The sequence below is a fragment of the Halorubrum sp. SD683 genome (assembly GCF_002135045.1).
In the GTDB taxonomy this organism is placed as follows: domain Archaea; phylum Halobacteriota; class Halobacteria; order Halobacteriales; family Haloferacaceae; genus Halorubrum; species Halorubrum ezzemoulense.
This window is the reverse complement of record NZ_NEWJ01000064.1, coordinates 1-15,568: the sequence shown is the minus strand read 5'-3', so window position 1 is coordinate 15,568 and position 15,568 is coordinate 1. Positions and strand designations below refer to the sequence as shown.

Annotated in this window: 18 protein-coding genes and 2 tRNA genes; 6 read left to right on the top strand and 14 right to left on the bottom strand. The window is 70.0% G+C overall.

What is annotated here, in order from left to right; genetic code table 11:
• The first annotated feature begins 274 nt into the window (after window positions 1-274).
• Window positions 275-1,114, top strand: coding sequence for a hypothetical protein (locus tag B9G49_RS13095; protein WP_086216662.1), 840 nt, complete (start codon window positions 275-277; stop codon window positions 1,112-1,114).
• A gap of 36 nt (window positions 1,115-1,150) precedes the next feature.
• Here the strand turns inward: B9G49_RS13095 and B9G49_RS13090 are convergent, their stop codons facing one another.
• The 11 genes from B9G49_RS13090 to B9G49_RS13040 form a co-directional block, all read right to left on the bottom strand.
• Entirely contained in the window at window positions 1,151-1,876 is a 726-nt protein-coding gene (locus tag B9G49_RS13090; RefSeq protein WP_086216661.1) for a fumarylacetoacetate hydrolase family protein, read from the bottom strand.
• Window positions 1,877-1,930: 54 nt separating this feature from the next.
• Complete coding sequence (locus tag B9G49_RS13085) at window positions 1,931-2,350, bottom strand: hypothetical protein (RefSeq protein ID WP_086216663.1); 420 nt, start codon at window positions 2,348-2,350, stop codon at window positions 1,931-1,933.
• Window positions 2,351-2,547: 197 nt separating this feature from the next.
• Window positions 2,548-2,904, bottom strand: a complete 357-nt coding sequence (locus B9G49_RS13080; protein WP_049932631.1) for a hypothetical protein — start codon at window positions 2,902-2,904, stop codon at window positions 2,548-2,550.
• Window positions 2,901-3,182, bottom strand: a complete 282-nt coding sequence (locus B9G49_RS13075) for a ubiquitin-like small modifier protein 1 (RefSeq protein ID WP_049932629.1) — start codon at window positions 3,180-3,182, stop codon at window positions 2,901-2,903. The genes B9G49_RS13080 and B9G49_RS13075 overlap by 4 nt, the downstream gene beginning before the upstream one ends.
• Window positions 3,183-3,244: 62 nt before the next feature.
• Window positions 3,245-3,628, bottom strand: a complete 384-nt coding sequence (locus tag B9G49_RS13070) for a hypothetical protein (RefSeq protein ID WP_086216660.1) — start codon at window positions 3,626-3,628, stop codon at window positions 3,245-3,247.
• A gap of 36 nt (window positions 3,629-3,664) precedes the next feature.
• The gene (locus B9G49_RS13065) at window positions 3,665-4,558 is read right to left on the bottom strand and encodes an alpha/beta hydrolase (RefSeq protein WP_086216659.1); all 894 of its coding nucleotides are present in this window, start codon (window positions 4,556-4,558) and stop codon (window positions 3,665-3,667) included.
• On the bottom strand, window positions 4,555-5,553 hold the full coding sequence (locus B9G49_RS13060; protein ID WP_049932625.1) for a phosphate uptake regulator PhoU: 999 nt from the start codon (window positions 5,551-5,553) through the stop codon (window positions 4,555-4,557). The genes B9G49_RS13065 and B9G49_RS13060 overlap by 4 nt, the downstream gene beginning before the upstream one ends.
• Window positions 5,554-5,748: 195 nt before the next feature.
• Complete coding sequence (locus B9G49_RS13055; RefSeq protein ID WP_086216658.1) at window positions 5,749-6,696, bottom strand: D-2-hydroxyacid dehydrogenase; 948 nt, start codon at window positions 6,694-6,696, stop codon at window positions 5,749-5,751.
• Between the two features lie 80 nt (window positions 6,697-6,776).
• Entirely contained in the window at window positions 6,777-8,000 is a 1,224-nt protein-coding gene (locus tag B9G49_RS13050; protein ID WP_086216657.1) for a cystathionine gamma-synthase, read from the bottom strand.
• Window positions 8,001-8,106: 106 nt separating this feature from the next.
• Window positions 8,107-8,215 (bottom strand) — tRNA-Glu (locus B9G49_RS13045).
• Window positions 8,216-8,308: 93 nt separating this feature from the next.
• Entirely contained in the window at window positions 8,309-8,875 is a 567-nt protein-coding gene (locus B9G49_RS13040; protein ID WP_049932621.1) for a peptidylprolyl isomerase, read from the bottom strand.
• Window positions 8,876-8,977: 102 nt separating this feature from the next.
• Here B9G49_RS13040 and B9G49_RS13035 point away from each other — a divergent pair, with 102 nt between their 5' ends.
• The 3 genes from B9G49_RS13035 (at window position 8,978) to truA (ending at window position 10,706) form a co-directional block, all read left to right on the top strand.
• Window positions 8,978-9,178 (top strand): XapX domain-containing protein, encoded by a 201-nt coding sequence (locus tag B9G49_RS13035; RefSeq protein WP_086216656.1) that lies wholly within the window; start codon window positions 8,978-8,980, stop codon window positions 9,176-9,178.
• Window positions 9,179-9,241: 63 nt separating this feature from the next.
• Entirely contained in the window at window positions 9,242-9,766 is a 525-nt protein-coding gene (locus tag B9G49_RS13030; RefSeq protein WP_049932617.1) for a universal stress protein, read from the top strand.
• A gap of 22 nt (window positions 9,767-9,788) precedes the next feature.
• Window positions 9,789-10,706, top strand: coding sequence for a tRNA pseudouridine(38-40) synthase TruA (gene truA / locus B9G49_RS13025; RefSeq protein ID WP_086216655.1), 918 nt, complete (start codon window positions 9,789-9,791; stop codon window positions 10,704-10,706).
• A 47-nt stretch (window positions 10,707-10,753) separates the two neighbouring features.
• Here truA and B9G49_RS13020 read toward each other — a convergent pair whose 3' ends face one another.
• Window positions 10,754-11,287 carry an Rrf2 family transcriptional regulator gene (locus tag B9G49_RS13020; protein ID WP_049932615.1) on the bottom strand — a complete coding sequence of 178 codons (534 nt, stop codon included), beginning with the start codon at window positions 11,285-11,287 and terminating at the stop codon, window positions 10,754-10,756.
• Window positions 11,288-11,708: 421 nt separating this feature from the next.
• Between B9G49_RS13020 and nadE the strand changes: the two genes are divergently transcribed.
• Window positions 11,709-12,698: an NAD(+) synthase gene (nadE, locus tag B9G49_RS13015; protein WP_086216654.1), complete on the top strand. Its 990-nt coding sequence runs from the start codon at window positions 11,709-11,711 to the stop codon at window positions 12,696-12,698.
• A gap of 33 nt (window positions 12,699-12,731) precedes the next feature.
• Here the strand turns inward: nadE and B9G49_RS13010 are convergent, their stop codons facing one another.
• On the bottom strand, window positions 12,732-14,162 hold the full coding sequence (locus tag B9G49_RS13010; protein ID WP_086216653.1) for a M28 family metallopeptidase: 1,431 nt from the start codon (window positions 14,160-14,162) through the stop codon (window positions 12,732-12,734).
• A 119-nt stretch (window positions 14,163-14,281) separates the two neighbouring features.
• On the opposite strand from B9G49_RS13010, the gene B9G49_RS13005 reads away from it, so the two are divergent.
• Window positions 14,282-14,352: transfer RNA gene (locus B9G49_RS13005), tRNA-Gly, on the top strand.
• Between the two features lie 497 nt (window positions 14,353-14,849).
• Here B9G49_RS13005 and B9G49_RS13000 read toward each other — a convergent pair.
• Window positions 14,850-15,568: KaiC domain-containing protein (locus tag B9G49_RS13000; protein WP_086216652.1), on the bottom strand; the 719-nt coding region annotated here is incomplete at its 5' end.

The following is a 15,568-nucleotide window of genomic DNA, read 5'->3' as shown; positions in this document are numbered from 1 at the left end:
CGTGGGCTCGGAGATGGGTATAAGGGACAGCGTCGCTGCGGTACGCCTCGACCGCGTCGACGGCGTGCCAGCTCATACCGATCGTTCGCCGGAAGGGATGAAATATGCTGGTACCCGAGCCGCCTGTAGGGAGGTGCCTGTTCCGCGGCCGCCCGTCCCGCGGCCGCCCGTTCCGCGACCGCCCGTCTCGCGAGATCGCACGGCTCGCCCGTGTCCCGCGTGGCCACACGCTCGACCCGCAGTCATTTAGGGCGGACGCGACGAAGCCGAACGCATGAAGGTCCGCGGCGAACGCGAGTGCCAGTCCTGTGGCACGCGGTGGTCGTACTACGAGACGGGCTCCGTCGCGTGTCCGAGCTGCGGCGACCTGCGCAGCGTCGGCGTCGACGCCCGGACGGCACACACCGACACGCCCGTCGCGCTCGACCTCGCGGCGCACCGCGAGCGGTTCGGGAACGCGACCGGGACGCTCCCGCGCTCTGGCGTCGACGAGCTCCAGTCCGACCTCCGGGAGTACTGCCGGAAGCGCGGGTTCATCGACGGCGGGCGTCTCACGCCGCTCGACGAGACCTACCTCGCTGCCCGAGAGCTGCTGGAGGCGGTCGACTGCTTCGAACGGCTCCGGGACCCGACCGACGCCGATCGCGAGTACCTCCTCGGGCTGCTCGCCGGCGCCGACGACGGCGAGCGCCCGGCTGCGGGGGAGGTACCGACCGCGCTCCGCGAGGCCCGAGGGATGGCCGCCGTGCGCGCGGTCGAGGCGTACCGCAGCGACGCGCTCGACTTCCTCGACGAACTCGAATCCGGCGCCGGACCGGGCGGGGCGGAACGCACCGCCGACGCCGAGGGCGACTCCCCGGCGGTTACCGTCGAAGGAGAGAGCCCCGGCTCTCGGATCGGTCCCGCTCGCGACGCGTTCGAACGCCTTCGCGACCGCGTCGCGCGCGCCGACGCCCTCGGGGGCGACGTGCCGCCCGCGGCCGCGGACGGGCTCGTGAAGGCGGTCGACGCGCTCGGGACCTACGTACGGACCGGCGACGAGACGACGCTGACGACCGCCAACCGCCTGATCGACGACGCGAGCGTCGACGACTTCGACCCCGCGGATCGGTGAGATCACCCGGCGTTCACCCGGCCGAACTCGGCGCCGTCACTCCCCGCCCGACGCGACCACCGCGTTCGAGAGCGTCCCGACCCCCTCGTAGGTGATTTCGACCCGCTCGCCGGGTTCGACGAGCCCGGGGTTCGCCGGACTGCCGAACGCGACACAGTCGCCGGGCTCGAACGTGAACCGCTTCGAGAGGTACGAGACGACCTCTCGGGGACCGAACAGCATCAGTTCGGTGGTCGCGTCCTGTCGCACCTCGCCGCCCACGGTAGTCTCGATGTCGATATCCGTCGGGTCCACGTCGGTCTCGATCCACGGGCCCAGCGGCGCCGACCCGTCGAACGCCTTCCGCGCGGTCCGGCCCTGCTGGTCGAGCGCGTCGACGTCGTTCAGTATCGTGTAGCCGCGGACGACCTCCGGGACGTCCTCGGGGGCGAGATCCCGGCACCGTTCGTCGAGCACGGCGACAAGTTCGCCGGCGTACGTCAGCTCGTCGGTCCACTCTGGATATCGGATTTCCTCGCCGTGCGCGAGCAGGCTCGTCGGGGGCTTGATGAAGAAATCCGGCTCCTCGGGCCGTTCGTAGTCCATCTGGTCGAGCGTCTCGGCGTAGTTCCGGCCGACGCAGTACAGCGCGGTGGGGTCACACGGCGGGAGCAGTCGGCCGTCGCGGCCGACCTCGTACCGGCCGTCGTCGGCGACGACTGTGCCGTCGTCGTATCGGCCGACCACGGGACCGTCCGGCGTGAGCAGTCGAGCGAGTCGCATACAGGCACCTCTGCGCTGCGGTTCGAAAAGGCGTCGGTGGCGGCACGGCCCGGATCAATCGTCGCTGTCCGCCTCACGACTACCGTCCGCCTCACGACCGGTATCCTCCTCACGACTACCGTCCCCATCTTCGTTGAGACCGATGACGACGGCCGACCGGATTTCTAGGGCGGCGTCGAACTCCGCCCGGCGACCGCTCCCGGCCCCGAGCCGTTCGACCGCGGCCTCGTGCGCGCGGACGACGGCGTCGCGCTCGCGCTCGGAGAGCCCGACGCGCTCGGCCACCTCGTCCCAGTGGTCCGGCTGGACAAGGAACGTCTCGCGCCCCGGCTCGGCCTCGATCTGCTCGTACCCCCGGCGATACGCATCGATTCTGGGGCCGAGGTCGGCTTGGACGCGCGCGAGGAGCGTCGGCACGCGCGCAGCGGGCACACTCGCAAGCGCGGTCGTCTTCACTAGCGCTGTCCCCTCGATGGGGTACGTCCCCGGGTCCCGGTCAGTGTCCGTTCCACGACCGTCGGTACCCGCTCTGCGGTCGTCGGCCTCGCCGTCGGCGTCCGCTCCACGACCGTCGGCGTCCGCTCCATGACCGTCGACCTCGCCGTCGGCGTCCCCTTTGCGGCCATCGGCGTCCTCTCCGTGGTCGCCGGACTCGCTGTCGTCGTCGGACATCACCCGCCGGCGCGCATGGCCTTCTGCCGGTATTTCGGGAGGAGGTCACCGAGGGCGTCCGGGTCGCCCGCGAACTCGGCGGTCACCTCCGTGATCTCGATCGCGGCCGCGGCGGTCACCTTCTCGGCGCTGAGGGCCGCCCGCCAGCCGTCGCCCGCCACGCTGGTCGCCTCCGCGGGCTCGTCGGTTCCGACGAGTTCCCCGCCCAAGTTCCTGAGGTAATGGGCGGCGAGCCGCCGAGAGATACCGCGGTACGCGACCGTCTCGCGCTCCCACCCCTCCTCGGCCGGCGGGAGGCCGGAAGCGTCCGCGTCGTCGACCACGTCCTCGGCGGTCGCCGAGCCGTCGTCGCTCATGCGCCCCCCGCGACGGGCGGGAACACGGAGAGCCGGTCCCCGTCCGCCATCGGTGTGTCGAGCCCGTCGAGGTGGAGCACCTCGCGGCCGTTCTTCAGGACGTTGATCTGCGGGGCGAGGTCCCCGTCGGCGATCAGTCGGCCCTCCATCCCCTCGTACTCCGACTCCAGTTCGCGCAGCACGTCGCCGACGGTCGCGGCGTCGGCGAACTCCGCGTTCACCGTCTTCCCGCCGGCGGCCTCGCGAAACGTCGCGAAGAACCGCAGTTCCAGTTCCATACCCGTACGTCGGGTCGCGGCGGCTTAAAAGCGGTCGGCCACGGAAGGCGACGGTCGCTTGGTCACAGGTCGGAGAGGCGAATCCCGTCCTCGACCAGCCGGAAGTTCCGCTCCCGGTCGAGGTCGTCGGCAAGCCACTCGTGGTCGTACAGCTGGCCGATGAGCTCGAGGTAGAGGTTCCGCCACGCGATCGCGTAGATCGGCGACTGCCCCCACGCGCGGAGTTCCGGGACGAACTCGTGGTAGGTGCTCGCCTGCGACTCCATGCGCTCGACCGCGTCGGCGACGACCTCGGCTGCCTCGTCGGGGTCGGCCTCGTCGAGCGACTCGTTCAGTCGCGACTGGATCCCCGCGATGGCGCGCCGCATGTCCTGCTCGGCGGTCCCCTCCTCCTCCGGAAGCGACTCGATGACGCCCCTCGGCACGCCGAGTTCGATCTCTGGCATGGGATCCCCTCGGGGGAGCGCGCTCAAAAAACCCGCTCACCCGGCAACGACGAGCACGGCGGAACCGGGCGACCGCGGGCCACGGTCGGCGACCGACCACGCGCCGCGGTCCGGAACTAGTCGCGGCTCGACACTGCGGGTCGCCGCGCCCCCTTCCGAGAGCCACGTCCCGGTCGCGTTCCCGACCGCCTCCCGGCTGGCGTCGGGCGACAGCGACGCGGGACCGTCGCCGCGCTGCGGGCCGTAGGCCCCGAACCCGGCGTGGTTGACGCCGTCGAGTTTCACGATCCGCGCGTCCGACGGGAGGTTCGCCCGCGACGCGCGCTCCCGTTCGGCGTCGATCACGCCGTCCGCGCCGCCGAGCACCGAGAGCACGTCGAGGCCGCTGTCGGAGACGTCGCGGTCGCAGTACGCGGCGTGGAGGACGAGCGCCTCGTAGGCCGCGGCGTTCTCGGCGGCGTGCCGGCAGGCCATGGCACCGCCGAGCGAGTGGCCGCCGACGGGCCAGACGCCGACCTCCGGGTGACGCTCGCGCACGCGATCGGCACGGTCCGGCGCGAGGACGGCGAGGTTGAGGGGAGCGTCCACCACGACGACGAGCGCGATCCGGTCGGACGCGGCGACGATCTCGGCGGCGGTGGGGACGTAGCTCTCGTGAGCCACCCGCGCGCCGGGGTAGTAAACGAGTCCGACGGTCGACGCCGTCACCGGTCCGTCGCGGACCGCGGTCCCGACCGCCGTCCGGTCGACGGTTATGTCCGGGTCCGCCTCGACCGCCGCAACCGCGTCCGCGTCCGGTCCCATACCGGCGGCGAAGTACGCGGCGGCGCCGCCGCCGACGATCGCGACGAAGAGGACGATCGCACCGCCGGCGACCGCGAGCCGCCGGGGTCCGGGGAGTCGGTGAGCGATCCCCTCCGCTTCCCTCACGGCGTCGGCGCGGCCTTCTGGAGGGCCGTCTCGGCGATGTTCCCGCCGTAGTCGGCCGACCGGAGGACCGAGTCAACGACGAGCCCGAGCAGTTGCGCGCGGGTGGGGTCGAGGTCGCGGAGGACCTCGTCGATGGACCTGACGCGCTCGTCGATCGCTCTGACGCCGGTTCTCGCCTCGTTCGCTCGTCGGGTAGCCGCCTCGGTGTCGTCGTCGAACAGCGCGTCCATCGCGGTGTCGATCACGTCGACCGCGTCGCCGTGGAGGTCGTTCACCGCCTCCACGACGTCGTCGGGAAGCGGGTCCTCGATGTTCAGGGTCAGGTGCGCGATCTTCGTCGCGTGGTCGCCGATCCGCTCTAACTGGCGAGCGCTGGAGTGGTAGTCGAAACACTCCTCGCGGGGGAGCCCGAGCTCCTCGGCCGCCTTCGGCGTTCGCAGCGTCGCGCGGAAGATCCGCGAGACCACGAGCCACAGCCGGTCGAGGTCGTCGTCGCGGCCGATCACGTCGCGCGCGAGGTCGTGGTCGCGGTCGGCGAGCGCGGTGATCGCGTCTTCGAGCATCGACAGCGAGATCAGCCGCATCCGCGTGACCGCGTTGTGGATCGAAAGCTCGGAGGAGTCGAGGAGGTCCTGGACGACGACGCGGTCCCGCGTCTCCTCTAACACCTCTAGGCCGACGAGACTCTGGACCGCGTCGCGGATCGTCGAGCGCTGCTCGGTGGTGATCTCGGCCGCCTCCAGTTCGATGACGTCGAAGCCGCTGACGTACATCGTCGTCACCGCCCGCTGGAGTGCCTGCCCAGACAGGTCCGCGATGTCGAGCGTCCCCCGCATCCGTTCGTCCTCCGACCGCGGGGTGAGAAACAGGGAGTCGCCGTCGGGGTGGAACTCGATCTCCGTCCCGGCCTCGACGTCGTTCTCAGTCGCCCACGTCTTCGGAATCGAGACGGTGTACGTCGAGCCGCCGGTGACTTGGACCTTCCGCGTTTCCATACCCGACCCTCCGGAGCGGAACACCTTAATTTTGATCAAAATATATACTGCCGAACAACGAGCGAGACATCTGTCGTCAAATAGTCCGCAAAACGGCAGTGGAGAATGCCTAGGGCCGATAAATAGAGAAGTAATTTTACTATATATACCTACACTTCAGTATGGATACGACCGGCGTGTTTTCTCGGTGTCGTCTCAGACCACGCGGTTACGGAGTTCGTCGCCGGCGTTCAACCGCGCGACGTTGTCGGCGAGGATATCCGCGACGCGGTCGTAGTACTCGGGGGTGTGTCCGGCGTTGTGCGGCGTGATCGTCGCGTTCGACAGCCCCCACAGCGGGTGGTCTTCCGGCAGCGGCTCCGGGTCGGTGACGTCCAGCGCCGCGCCGCGGATACGGTTGTTCCGGAGCTCCGTCACCAGGGCGTCCGTGTCGACGATTGGCCCCCGAGCGATGTTGACGAGGACGGCGTCGGCCCGCATCGTCCTGAGCGCGTCGGCGTCGACCAGCCCCCGCGTCGTCTCCGTGAGTGGACAGGCCAAGACGACGTACTCCGCCCCGGTGACGGCCTCGTGAAACTCGTCGAATCCGTACACCTCGTCGGTCGGCCCGCCCTTCTCCGGAGAGTAGCGGACGCCGACGGTGTCGACGTCGAACGCCTCTAAGCGGTCGACGACGGCCCGGCCGATGGCGCCGAGCCCGACCACGGAGACGGTCGAGCCGTACAACTCCGTCGTCTCGTAGGTGCGCCACTCCCGGCGGGTCTGCTGCCGGTACGCCCGGTGGAACTGTCGCGCGTGCGCGATCATCGACCCGACGACGTGTTCGGCGATGTTCGGCCCGTGGACGCCCGAAGCGTTCGTCACGGCGATTCCGTGGTCCGCGAGCAGGTCGCGCGGCAGGTGGCCCGTCCCCGCGAACACGCAGGCGAACAGCTCCAGCTCCTCTGCGGCGGCGAGCAGCTCCTCGTCGACGTTGAGCCCGACGGCGACCCGCGCCGTCCGGATCAGCTCCAGTTCCTCCGCGGGCGTTCGCGCTCGCGCGACCGTCGCGTCGGGGAGCCGCTCGCGGATCGCCGACGCCAGTTCGTCGGGGCCCAGCCCGTGGATCGTCTGTCGAAGCACCAAGACGTCTGGATCGCTCATGGGGGCTGTCTCGCCGGGACCGATAAAAATGGTGTCAGTCGCTCGGTGACCGGCGGAGCGCCGAACCCCGTCGGGGCGGGCTACGACAGCGCCGCGTCGAACGCCGCCCGGAGGTCCGCCTTCATGTCGTCGACGTGTTCGATCCCCACCGACACCCGGATGAGGCCGTCGGTGAGCCCGGCCGCGATCCGCTCCTCACGCGGGATGGCAGCGTGGGTCATCGCGGCGGGCTGCTCGATCAGGCTCTCGACGCCGCCGAGCGACTCCGCGAGGGTGAACACCTCCGTCTCGCTTACGGCCGTCGACGCCTCTTCGAGGGTGCCGTCCAGCTCGAACGACAGCATGCCGCCGAAGTCGTCCATCTGCGCGGCCGCCAGCTCGTGGTCGGGGTGCGACTCCAACCCGGGGTAGTAGACGCGCTCGACCGCGTCGTGTCTCTCCAGCCACTCCGCGAGCGCCATCGCGTTCTCGCAGTGTCGGTCCATCCGGACGGGGAGCGTCTTCGTCCCGCGGAGGACGAGGAACGCGTCGAACGGGCCGGGCGTCGCGCCGACGGAGTTCTGGTAGAAGCCGAGCCGCTCGTCCAGTTCCTCGTCGTCGACGATCAGGGCGCCGCCGATGGTGTCCGAGTGCCCGCCGAGGTACTTCGTCAGCGACTGGGAGACGATGTCGGCGCCGTGTTCGAGCGGGCGCTGGAGGTACGGCGTCGCGAACGTGTTGTCGACCGCGCAGAGCGCGTCGCCCTCGTGGGCGATGTCGGCGAGCGCGCCGATGTCGTTGACGTTCATCAGGGGGTTCGTCGGCGTCTCGACCCAAACCAGCTCGGTCTCCTCGCGCATCGCCGCCCGGACCGCGTCGTGGTCGGTCGTGTCGACGAACGTGGTGTCGATGTCGTACTCGTCGTACACCTGCGTGAGGATGCGGTGGGTCCCCCCGTACACGTCGTCGCCGGCGACGACGTGGTCGCCAGCCGAAAGCAGGTTGAGGACGGTGTTGATCGCCCCCATGCCGGAGGAGAAACAGCGCGCGTGGCTGCCCGACTCCAGCGAGGCGAGGTTCGCCTCCAGGTCGCTCCGCGTCGGGTTCCCGGTCCGGCTGTACTCGTAGCCGCGGTGGTCGCCCGGCCTGTCCTGCTCGTAGGTGGAGTTCGCGTGGATCGGGGTCATCAACGCCCCCGTTTCCGGGTCGGGCTCCTGTCCGGCGTGGATCGCGAGGGTCTCGAACCGGTGCTCGTCGGGGGCGCCGGCGTCAGGGTCGCTACCGGCGTCGTCGCCGTCGCCGCCGTTCTCGGGTGTATCGCTCATGGATACGCGTCGTCGCCGAGGAAAGTGATTCTTCCCATTCGGGCGGCCGGGGAGGTAGCGACGCGCCGCTCAGAGAAGGAGACGCGCCGCTCGCGGTGATGATGGATGCTCGGTCAGGGATTTGAACCCTGGTCGTCGGCTGACTTCCGAACCGGCGCCGAGGCGCCGCGTCCGCCGAAAGGCCAACATGATTGGCCGGACTACACCAACCGAGCGTGAACAATGCTTACGTCGGGGACAATTTAACTCTTCTCAACTCCCCGCAGCGTGCGACGGTGACGCACGCAGTCGGTGCGGAGGCGAAACCGTTACTCGTCGACGTCGACGCGCTCGATCTCGACGGCCTCGCGGGGGTCGTCGTTGCGCCCGGTCGGCACGCCGCCGATCTCCTCGACGACGTCCATCCCGTCGATGACATGCCCGAAGACGGCGTGCTTGCCGTCGAGGTGCGGGGTCGCGTCGAGCGTGATGAAGAACTGCGAGCCGTTCGTGTTCGGGCCGGAGTTCGCCATCGACAGGATCCCGGGTCCGTCGTGGGTGAGGTCGTCGTGGAACTCGTCGTCGAACTCGTAGCCGGGACCGCCGCGGCCGTTCTCCATCGGGTCGCCGCCTTGGATCATGAAGTCGTCGATGACGCGGTGGAAGACGATGCCCTCGTACAGCGAGTCGCCGCGGACCTCGCCGCTCTTGGGGTCCTCCCACGTGTTCGTCTCGGGCGCGGGCTCCGCGTCGGCCGCGGGGTCGTGACGCGCCAGCCCGAGGAAGTTCTCGACCGTCTTCGGCGCGCGATCGGCGAAGAGCTCGACGACGATATCGCCGTGGTTGGTCTGAAGCGTCACCTGCGGGTTGTCGGGATCGGAAACCTCTCGTGCCATGTCCGCAGAGAAGGGCGCCCGTCGGAAAACCCTGCCCATCCGCGCGGGTCGTCCCCGGCCGCGAACACCGCAGTTATAAGCGAACGCCGCGGACGCGTCGACATGAGTTCGACCGCGGTCCTGACCGTCGCCGCGCTCGTCGTCGGGGTGACGGTCGGCGCGCTGTTCGCATTCCTCCGCGTTCCGATCCCCGCGCCCCCGGAGCTGCCGGGCGTGATGGCGATCGTCGGCATCTACCTCGGTTTCAAGCTCGTCGGCTACGCCGGCGTCGGGTTCGACCTGCTGGACGCGCTCGGGCTGTGACGTCCCCGCCCCGGACCACCGACGGCCGGTATCGTTTTCCGGCGGGCGCGAGCAGTACCGCGTATGTACGACCAGATCCTCCTCCCCGTCGCACCCGGCGGCGAGGCGAACGACGCGATCCCGCACGCGGCCAGCCTCGCCGAGCGATACGGCGCGACCGTCCACGTCGTCTCGGCCGCCGACACCGCGGTCGACACGCTCGCCGGGCCGCGGACGGGCGCGTTCTCCGACCGCCTCGTCGACGCGGCCGAGGAGCGGGTGGAAGCGGTGACCGCGGAGCTGGAGGAAGCCGGCGTCGAGACGGTCGGCGACGTCGTCCGCGGCGAGCCGCTGGACGTCATCGAGAACGCGATCGAGGACGGCGCCGACCTCGTCGTCATGCCGAGCCACACTCGACAGGGGATCCGACGGCTGCTCCTCGGGAGCGTCACCGAGAAGGTCGTCCGCGTCGCGTCGGTACCGGTGGTGACCGTTCCGATGACCGAGCCGACGGACGAAGGGGATCGGGAGCCGGCGGATCAGGCGGATCGAGAGCCGGCCGACGACGGCGACGCGACGGGCGGACGCGGAGCGTCGGACGGGCAGTGACGGCCGCGCCGAGCGAACGCCCATGACGGACGCGTCGAACGGCCGCGAGACCGTCACGCGCGCCTTCCGGGTCGCGTACGACGGGCGAGAGTACGCCGGCTTCCAGCGACAGCCGCACGCCGAGACGGTGGCGGACGCGCTCCTCGAAGCGCTCGCGGACCACGGCGTCGTCCAGCGCGGCGACGGGGCGACCCACGCCACGCCCCCCGGCTACGCCGCGGCCGGGCGGACCGACGCCGGCGTCTCGGCGGTGGCCCAGACCGTCGCCTTCGAGGCGCCGACGTGGCTCACCCCCCGCGCGTTCAACGGGCACTTACCGGGATCCGTCCGCGTGTGGGCCGCCGCCGACGTCGGAGAGGAGTTCCACGCGACGCACGACGCGGTCCGCCGGACCTACCGGTACCACCTCTACGCCCCCGCGGTCGACGGGGGCGGTTCGACCGACGCCGCGCGATCGGATCCCGAACACGCGGTCGACGACGACCGACTCCGGGACGCGCTCGCGCGGTTCGACGGCGAACACGACTTCCACAACCTGACGACAGACGAGACGGGCACGGTCCGCGACCTTGACGCGCGGGCGACCCGCGCGGGCGACGCGCTCGTCGTCGAACTCTCGACGGACGGGTTCCCGCGGGCGCTCGTCAGGCGGGTCGTCGCCGCGGTCCGGGCCGTGGGTCGCGGAACGGCCGACCCCGCATGGATCGAACGGCTGCTCGCCGCCGACCCGATCCCCGGCGAGCGGGGGGTCGGCCCCGCGCCGCCCGAACCGCTCGTGCTGTGGGACGTGCGCTACCCCGAAGTGACGTTCGAGGTCGACCGCGAGGCCGCCCGGAGCGCGCGGGTCGCGTTCGGCGAGCGACACCGCGACGCGCGTCACGCCGCCGCCGCCACCGGCGCGGTCCGCGACAGGCTGTTCTCGGCCGCCGAAGAAGAGTGAGCTCGGCGGCCGTGGAGAGACGATCCGGACCGCCGAGGCCGCGGCCGTCAGGCCGCCGATCCGCCCGCCGGCGTCTCCATGCCGTCGACGCGGACCAGCAGGGTGTTGCCGTCGACGTTCGTCGCGTCGACCACGCCAGAGAGCCGCAGCCCGGTGGCGGGCGTCGGCCCGACGGTCACGTGGTCTCCCGCGTCGAACGGGCCGACGGGACCGCGGATCACGAGTTCGGCGCGACACAGTTCCGGATTGGCGACGCTCGACAGGTCTATCTCAGCGACGGTGACGTCCTCGACGGGGATGCCCTCGCGCTCCACCGGGGTCGTCGCGGCGTCGTCTAGCCGCTCGATGTCGAGGGCGTCGTACGCCCCGTCGGTCGGGATGTATCCGCCGTCCGGCCCGGCGACGCCCTCGACGAGTCCGAGGGTCCGGAGGCTACCCATCCGGTTCCGGACCGTCCCCGGGTTGCGGTCGATCGCGTCAGCGATCTCTCGCCCCTGTACTGGGTCGTCCCCTCCTTCCGCGAGGTTCACGAGCGCAGTGAGCACCCGGCTTTGACTTGAACTCAACTCGATTTCTGACATACACAATTCGATGCGTAACTTCCTGATAAATATTGGTATATAACGTCATTATATGCTTATGAGACCCACTAAACCGTGTTATTTCTGGAAAATACTGTGATTGCTACTTCAGATATGCGGTAACGGAAAAACAACCTCTCGCTAGATCCTATTCTCGAATATTTTTAATTCTCGTCCCAGTTGAAGTTCTTTATTTTTGTAATTATGGTCGATTGTGCGCCGTTCAGAGTAACTTTGTACTAATTCCTTATACTATCTACACCGCAAGTATTTACCGCCGAAGCCGGAAGGGGCGGGCGACTGATGACGAATCAACGCGACGTTTGTCACCGCTCGCAGGGACACCCCGTCACTCCGCGACGGCTCACCGGCGGTGTAAATCGGCAGAGAACGCGGACGAGGGACCGAGCGGAGGGCGTCGATGGCTGACCGCGAGTCGGCGTTCGAGTCCGACGGGGCCGTCTCGGCCGGTCGGTCGGCGGAGGCGGGTGCCCGACAAGTGACTCGGTCCGATCCGAGCTCCGAGTCGCTGCCTCGCGCGCTGCTCCCGGACCGGGACCCCGCGGTCGAACGCGACCGCGTCCGGTCGTTCCTCGCCGAGCGGGTCGACGCCGCGGCCGCCGACGGCGTCGTGGTGAACATGAGCGGCGGGCTCGACTCGACGGTGACCGCCGCGCTCGCCGTGGAGGCGCTCGGTCCCGAGCGCGTGTACGGGCTGATACTCCCGTGTAACAAGGTCGGCGCGCCCCACGCACGGGACGCCGAGGCGCTCGCGGCGGCGCTGGGTATCGAACACGACACGGTTCACCTCCAGCCGCTGTTCGCGCAGTTCGGCGCGGTCGCCCCCGATCGCTTCGACCTCCACGACGAACCGGTCCGATCGGGGAACGCGGTCGCTCGGCTCCGGATGACCGTCGCCTACCTCGCCGCCAACGCGACGAACCGCCTCGTCTGCGGCACCGCCAACCGGAGCGAACTGCTCTTAGGCTACCTGACAAAACACGGTGACGGCGCGGCCGACGTGTTCCCCCTGGGACACCTGTACAAGTCTGGCGTCCGTGCCCTCGCGGCCGAACTCGACGTGCCGGAGTTCGTCGTCGAGAAGCCACCGACGGCCGGGTTCCTCCCGGGCCAGCGGGACGCCGACGACCTCGGGGCGCCCTACGAGGTCGTGGACCCCGTCCTCCACCTCGGCGTCGACCGCGGACTGGACTCCGAGTCGGTCGCCGAGCGAATCGCGGCGACCGTCGCCGAGGTCGACCGAACTGCGGACGACGACGGCGGCGAGGGCTCCGCTGCCGCCGTACTCGCCGGGATCGACCGCGACCTCGTCGCGGACCTGCTCGCCCGCCACCGCGCGACGGCGCACAAGCGACTCCCGCCGCCGACGCCGGACGGGGACATGGAGTGACCGAGCGGTCGGGACCGGCCTACGCCGCCCCGTTCAGTCCCAGTCGCTCGGCCAGAGGTCGGCCGCGCGCATCCCCGTCTCGAAGTCGGCCTCGCGGAAGGCGGTCGCGAGTTCGTCGCGGTCGAGGCGGGGGAGGTCGCGCTCGGGCGCCGCGAACTCGGCGACGAGCAGGGCGGTCAGCATCGCGTGTTCGCGGACGTTCCGGTCGTCGACCTTGTCGCGGGTGTCCGCGTGGGTGTGGCCCCACCCGCGCCCGCGGTCGCCGGAGTCGCTGTGGAGCTGGAGCGCCGGTACGCCGCGGCGCACGAACGGCCACTGGTCGGAGAACGGGTGCGGCTGCGCGTCGACCTCGATCGGCTGGCGCGTCGCGGCCGACACCGCTTCGGCCACCGACGCGGCCGCCGTGGAGGCGTGTGCGAGCGCGATCAGGTCGCGGAACCGTCCCGCGCCGTCGACGTTGACCACGCCCTTCACGGAGTCCAGATCCACGCGCTCGGCGAGGTGTTCCGCGCCGAGCAGGCCGACCTCCTCGGCGCCGACCGCGACGACATCGACGCCGAGCGGGAGGTCGGCGCCCGCGATGATCTCGGCCGCGGTCGCGACCGTCGCGATGCCGCAGCCGTTGTCGAGCGCCCCCTCCGCGATGTCGTGGGCGTCGTAGTGAGCGAGCAGGAGGACGCGCTCGTCGGTGTTCGGACCGGCGCGACCGATCACGTTGCGGCTCTCGCCCGGCGTCGTCGACGCCTCGACCGACAGCTCGGCCTGCGCGACGGCGCCGGAGCCGCTCGGTCCGGCCCCCCCGCCACCGACCGCGTACTCGCGGAGCCACGCGCCGGTCTCCTTCGAAACGCCGACCGCGACCGCCTCGGCCTCCTCGCCGAACGTGAGCGACCCGGTCGGCGGCAGCTGCCCGTCGAGGTGGTTGACGAACACGAAGCCGACCGCGCCCGCGTCGACCGCGTAGCCGAACTTCTCCATGCGATGGACGAACCGCCCGCCCTCCGGGGTGGTCGTCGAAGCGACCGCGATCCGGCCCGCCACGTCGCGCTCGTCGATCTCCGCCGGGGTGCCGTACCCAACGTCGACGAGTTCGCCCGAGACGCTGCCCCCCGGCGAGTACGGGAGCGCGAGGGCTTCGAACGACCGCGTGGTCGGCTCGCCGTCCCGACCGGAGACGGTCACGTCGAGCGACGCCGACCCGCGCTCCCACGCCGGGAGGTCGAACGGCTCCGTGCGAACGTCCGCGAGCTCCGCGCGCTCGAAGGCGTCGGCGACGAGGTCGGCGCCCCGGGCCTCGCCCTCGCTGCCGGCCATCCGGCTCCCGATCGCCGTGAGGTCGGTGAGGAACCGCCACGGCTCGTCGTCGGTCCACGTCGATCCGAACGCGGGGGCGAGTTCCGCGGCGCGGTCGCGCACACGGTCGACCGCGTCGGTTCGCCTCTCGGTTGCTGCGTCCTCGGCCATGGGTGTGCCTCCGTCGGTGACGGCTTAAGACTGTGGCTCGCGGCACTGGGCGGCGGCGAAGTGAGCCCCGCCCGGTGAAACGCTACGTTCAAGTGGGACGGTCGGGTATCTCGATTTGAGCACCGTTGGTCCAGTGGTAGGACATTAGCTTCCCAAGCTAATAGCCCGGGTTCAATTCCCGGACGGTGCATCCGGACGCTTACGCGGCTGTCTTCCGCATTTCCCGCGGCGCTACAGCGTGAAATGGGTCGCTGAAGCAGTACGGTAACACCGATACTCTCCTGTTTGGCCCCGTACCGAACGATCACTTCCTCTCCGGGCACTGATCCCGGGTTATACCGCATTTATACACACGTTCGTTTAAAAATAACCGACCGCGGATCTGCGGTGAACACCTCCAAAGTCCCAACCGGGAGGACGACGCACGCTCGCTTCGCTCGTTCCTGCGGCGCTTGCGTCGCCTGCGTCGTCCTCCCGGCTGCCCCTTTGAGATCCCCCGCACCGCGCCCCTCGCCGACCTCGTCAGTCGCCCTCCGCGTTGCTCCGGGCGAGTGACTCCCTCGCACGCGCTCCTCGCGGCCGCCGGTGCGGCCACTCGGAGGCGCGCGCTACCGCGGTACTCCGGACATGTATAAGCAATCGCCGCGGCGACGCGTGTCGGTCTAGATACCTCGTCGCCCGGGCCGCTCAGAAGATGTTCGCCTGGTCGTACACTGAGATGCCGGTGTCGGTGATGTCGTACGGCTTCGTCTCGCGGGAGTGGTTCGCGTCGCGGATCTTCTGGATCTCGACTGCGAGCCGCGTCTCGCGGAAGTCCGACGCGCGGACGTACTGGAGGACGAAGACGGCGTCCGTCAGGTACTCCACGATCCCGTGTCTGGACGCGTACTGCGTCTCCTCGCTCGCCTCCGATGTGAGCAGGGTCGTCACGCCCGCCTCCTTGAGCGAGCGCGTGAAGCCGAACACCTCCGAGCGGCGCTTCGCGGGGTGGTCGTACATCATCTCCAGCAGCGAGACGGAGTCGAGCACCAGCCGGTCCGCGTCGAACTCGGCGATGAGCCGGACGAGGTCGTTCCGGATCGACGACAGCGAGTTGGCCATCTCGATCGGGTCGATGGCGACGACTGCGAGGCGGTCCTCGGCCGCGTGCTCGCGGAACGACCACCCCTTCTCGGCCGCCGTGTCGAGGATCGACTCCCGGGTCTGTTCGAGCGTGATGTAGATCCCCTTCTTCCCCGATTCGAGCGCGTGGTTGAGGAACTGGAGCGCGAACGTCGTCTTCCCGGTTCCGGCGCCGCCGATGACCGACAGCAGCGACCGGCTGGGGACGCCCCCGAGGATCATGTCGTCGAGCCCCTCGATCCCGATGTCGGTCCGCTCGATCTCCGACTCGAACTCCTCCGGGT

Coding starts and splice junctions, on each gene's coding strand:
- truA (WP_086216655.1), top strand. CDS start 9,789: ATGACGGACGCGTCGAACGGCCGCGAGACCGTCACGCGCGCCTTCCGG.
- B9G49_RS13030 (WP_049932617.1), top strand. CDS start 9,242: ATGTACGACCAGATCCTCCTCCCCGTCGCACCCGGCGGCGAGGCGAAC.
- B9G49_RS13020 (WP_049932615.1), bottom strand. CDS start 11,287: ATGTCAGAAATCGAGTTGAGTTCAAGTCAAAGCCGGGTGCTCACTGCG.
- B9G49_RS13070 (WP_086216660.1), bottom strand. CDS start 3,628: ATGCCAGAGATCGAACTCGGCGTGCCGAGGGGCGTCATCGAGTCGCTT.
- nadE (WP_086216654.1), top strand. CDS start 11,709: ATGGCTGACCGCGAGTCGGCGTTCGAGTCCGACGGGGCCGTCTCGGCC.
- B9G49_RS13040 (WP_049932621.1), bottom strand. CDS start 8,875: ATGGCACGAGAGGTTTCCGATCCCGACAACCCGCAGGTGACGCTTCAG.
- B9G49_RS13010 (WP_086216653.1), bottom strand. CDS start 14,162: ATGGCCGAGGACGCAGCAACCGAGAGGCGAACCGACGCGGTCGACCGT.
- B9G49_RS13035 (WP_086216656.1), top strand. CDS start 8,978: ATGAGTTCGACCGCGGTCCTGACCGTCGCCGCGCTCGTCGTCGGGGTG.
- B9G49_RS13095 (WP_086216662.1), top strand. CDS start 275: ATGAAGGTCCGCGGCGAACGCGAGTGCCAGTCCTGTGGCACGCGGTGG.
- B9G49_RS13050 (WP_086216657.1), bottom strand. CDS start 8,000: ATGAGCGATACACCCGAGAACGGCGGCGACGGCGACGACGCCGGTAGC.
- B9G49_RS13055 (WP_086216658.1), bottom strand. CDS start 6,696: ATGAGCGATCCAGACGTCTTGGTGCTTCGACAGACGATCCACGGGCTG.
- B9G49_RS13090 (WP_086216661.1), bottom strand. CDS start 1,876: ATGCGACTCGCTCGACTGCTCACGCCGGACGGTCCCGTGGTCGGCCGA.
- B9G49_RS13080 (WP_049932631.1), bottom strand. CDS start 2,904: ATGAGCGACGACGGCTCGGCGACCGCCGAGGACGTGGTCGACGACGCG.
- B9G49_RS13075 (WP_049932629.1), bottom strand. CDS start 3,182: ATGGAACTGGAACTGCGGTTCTTCGCGACGTTTCGCGAGGCCGCCGGC.
- B9G49_RS13060 (WP_049932625.1), bottom strand. CDS start 5,553: ATGGAAACGCGGAAGGTCCAAGTCACCGGCGGCTCGACGTACACCGTC.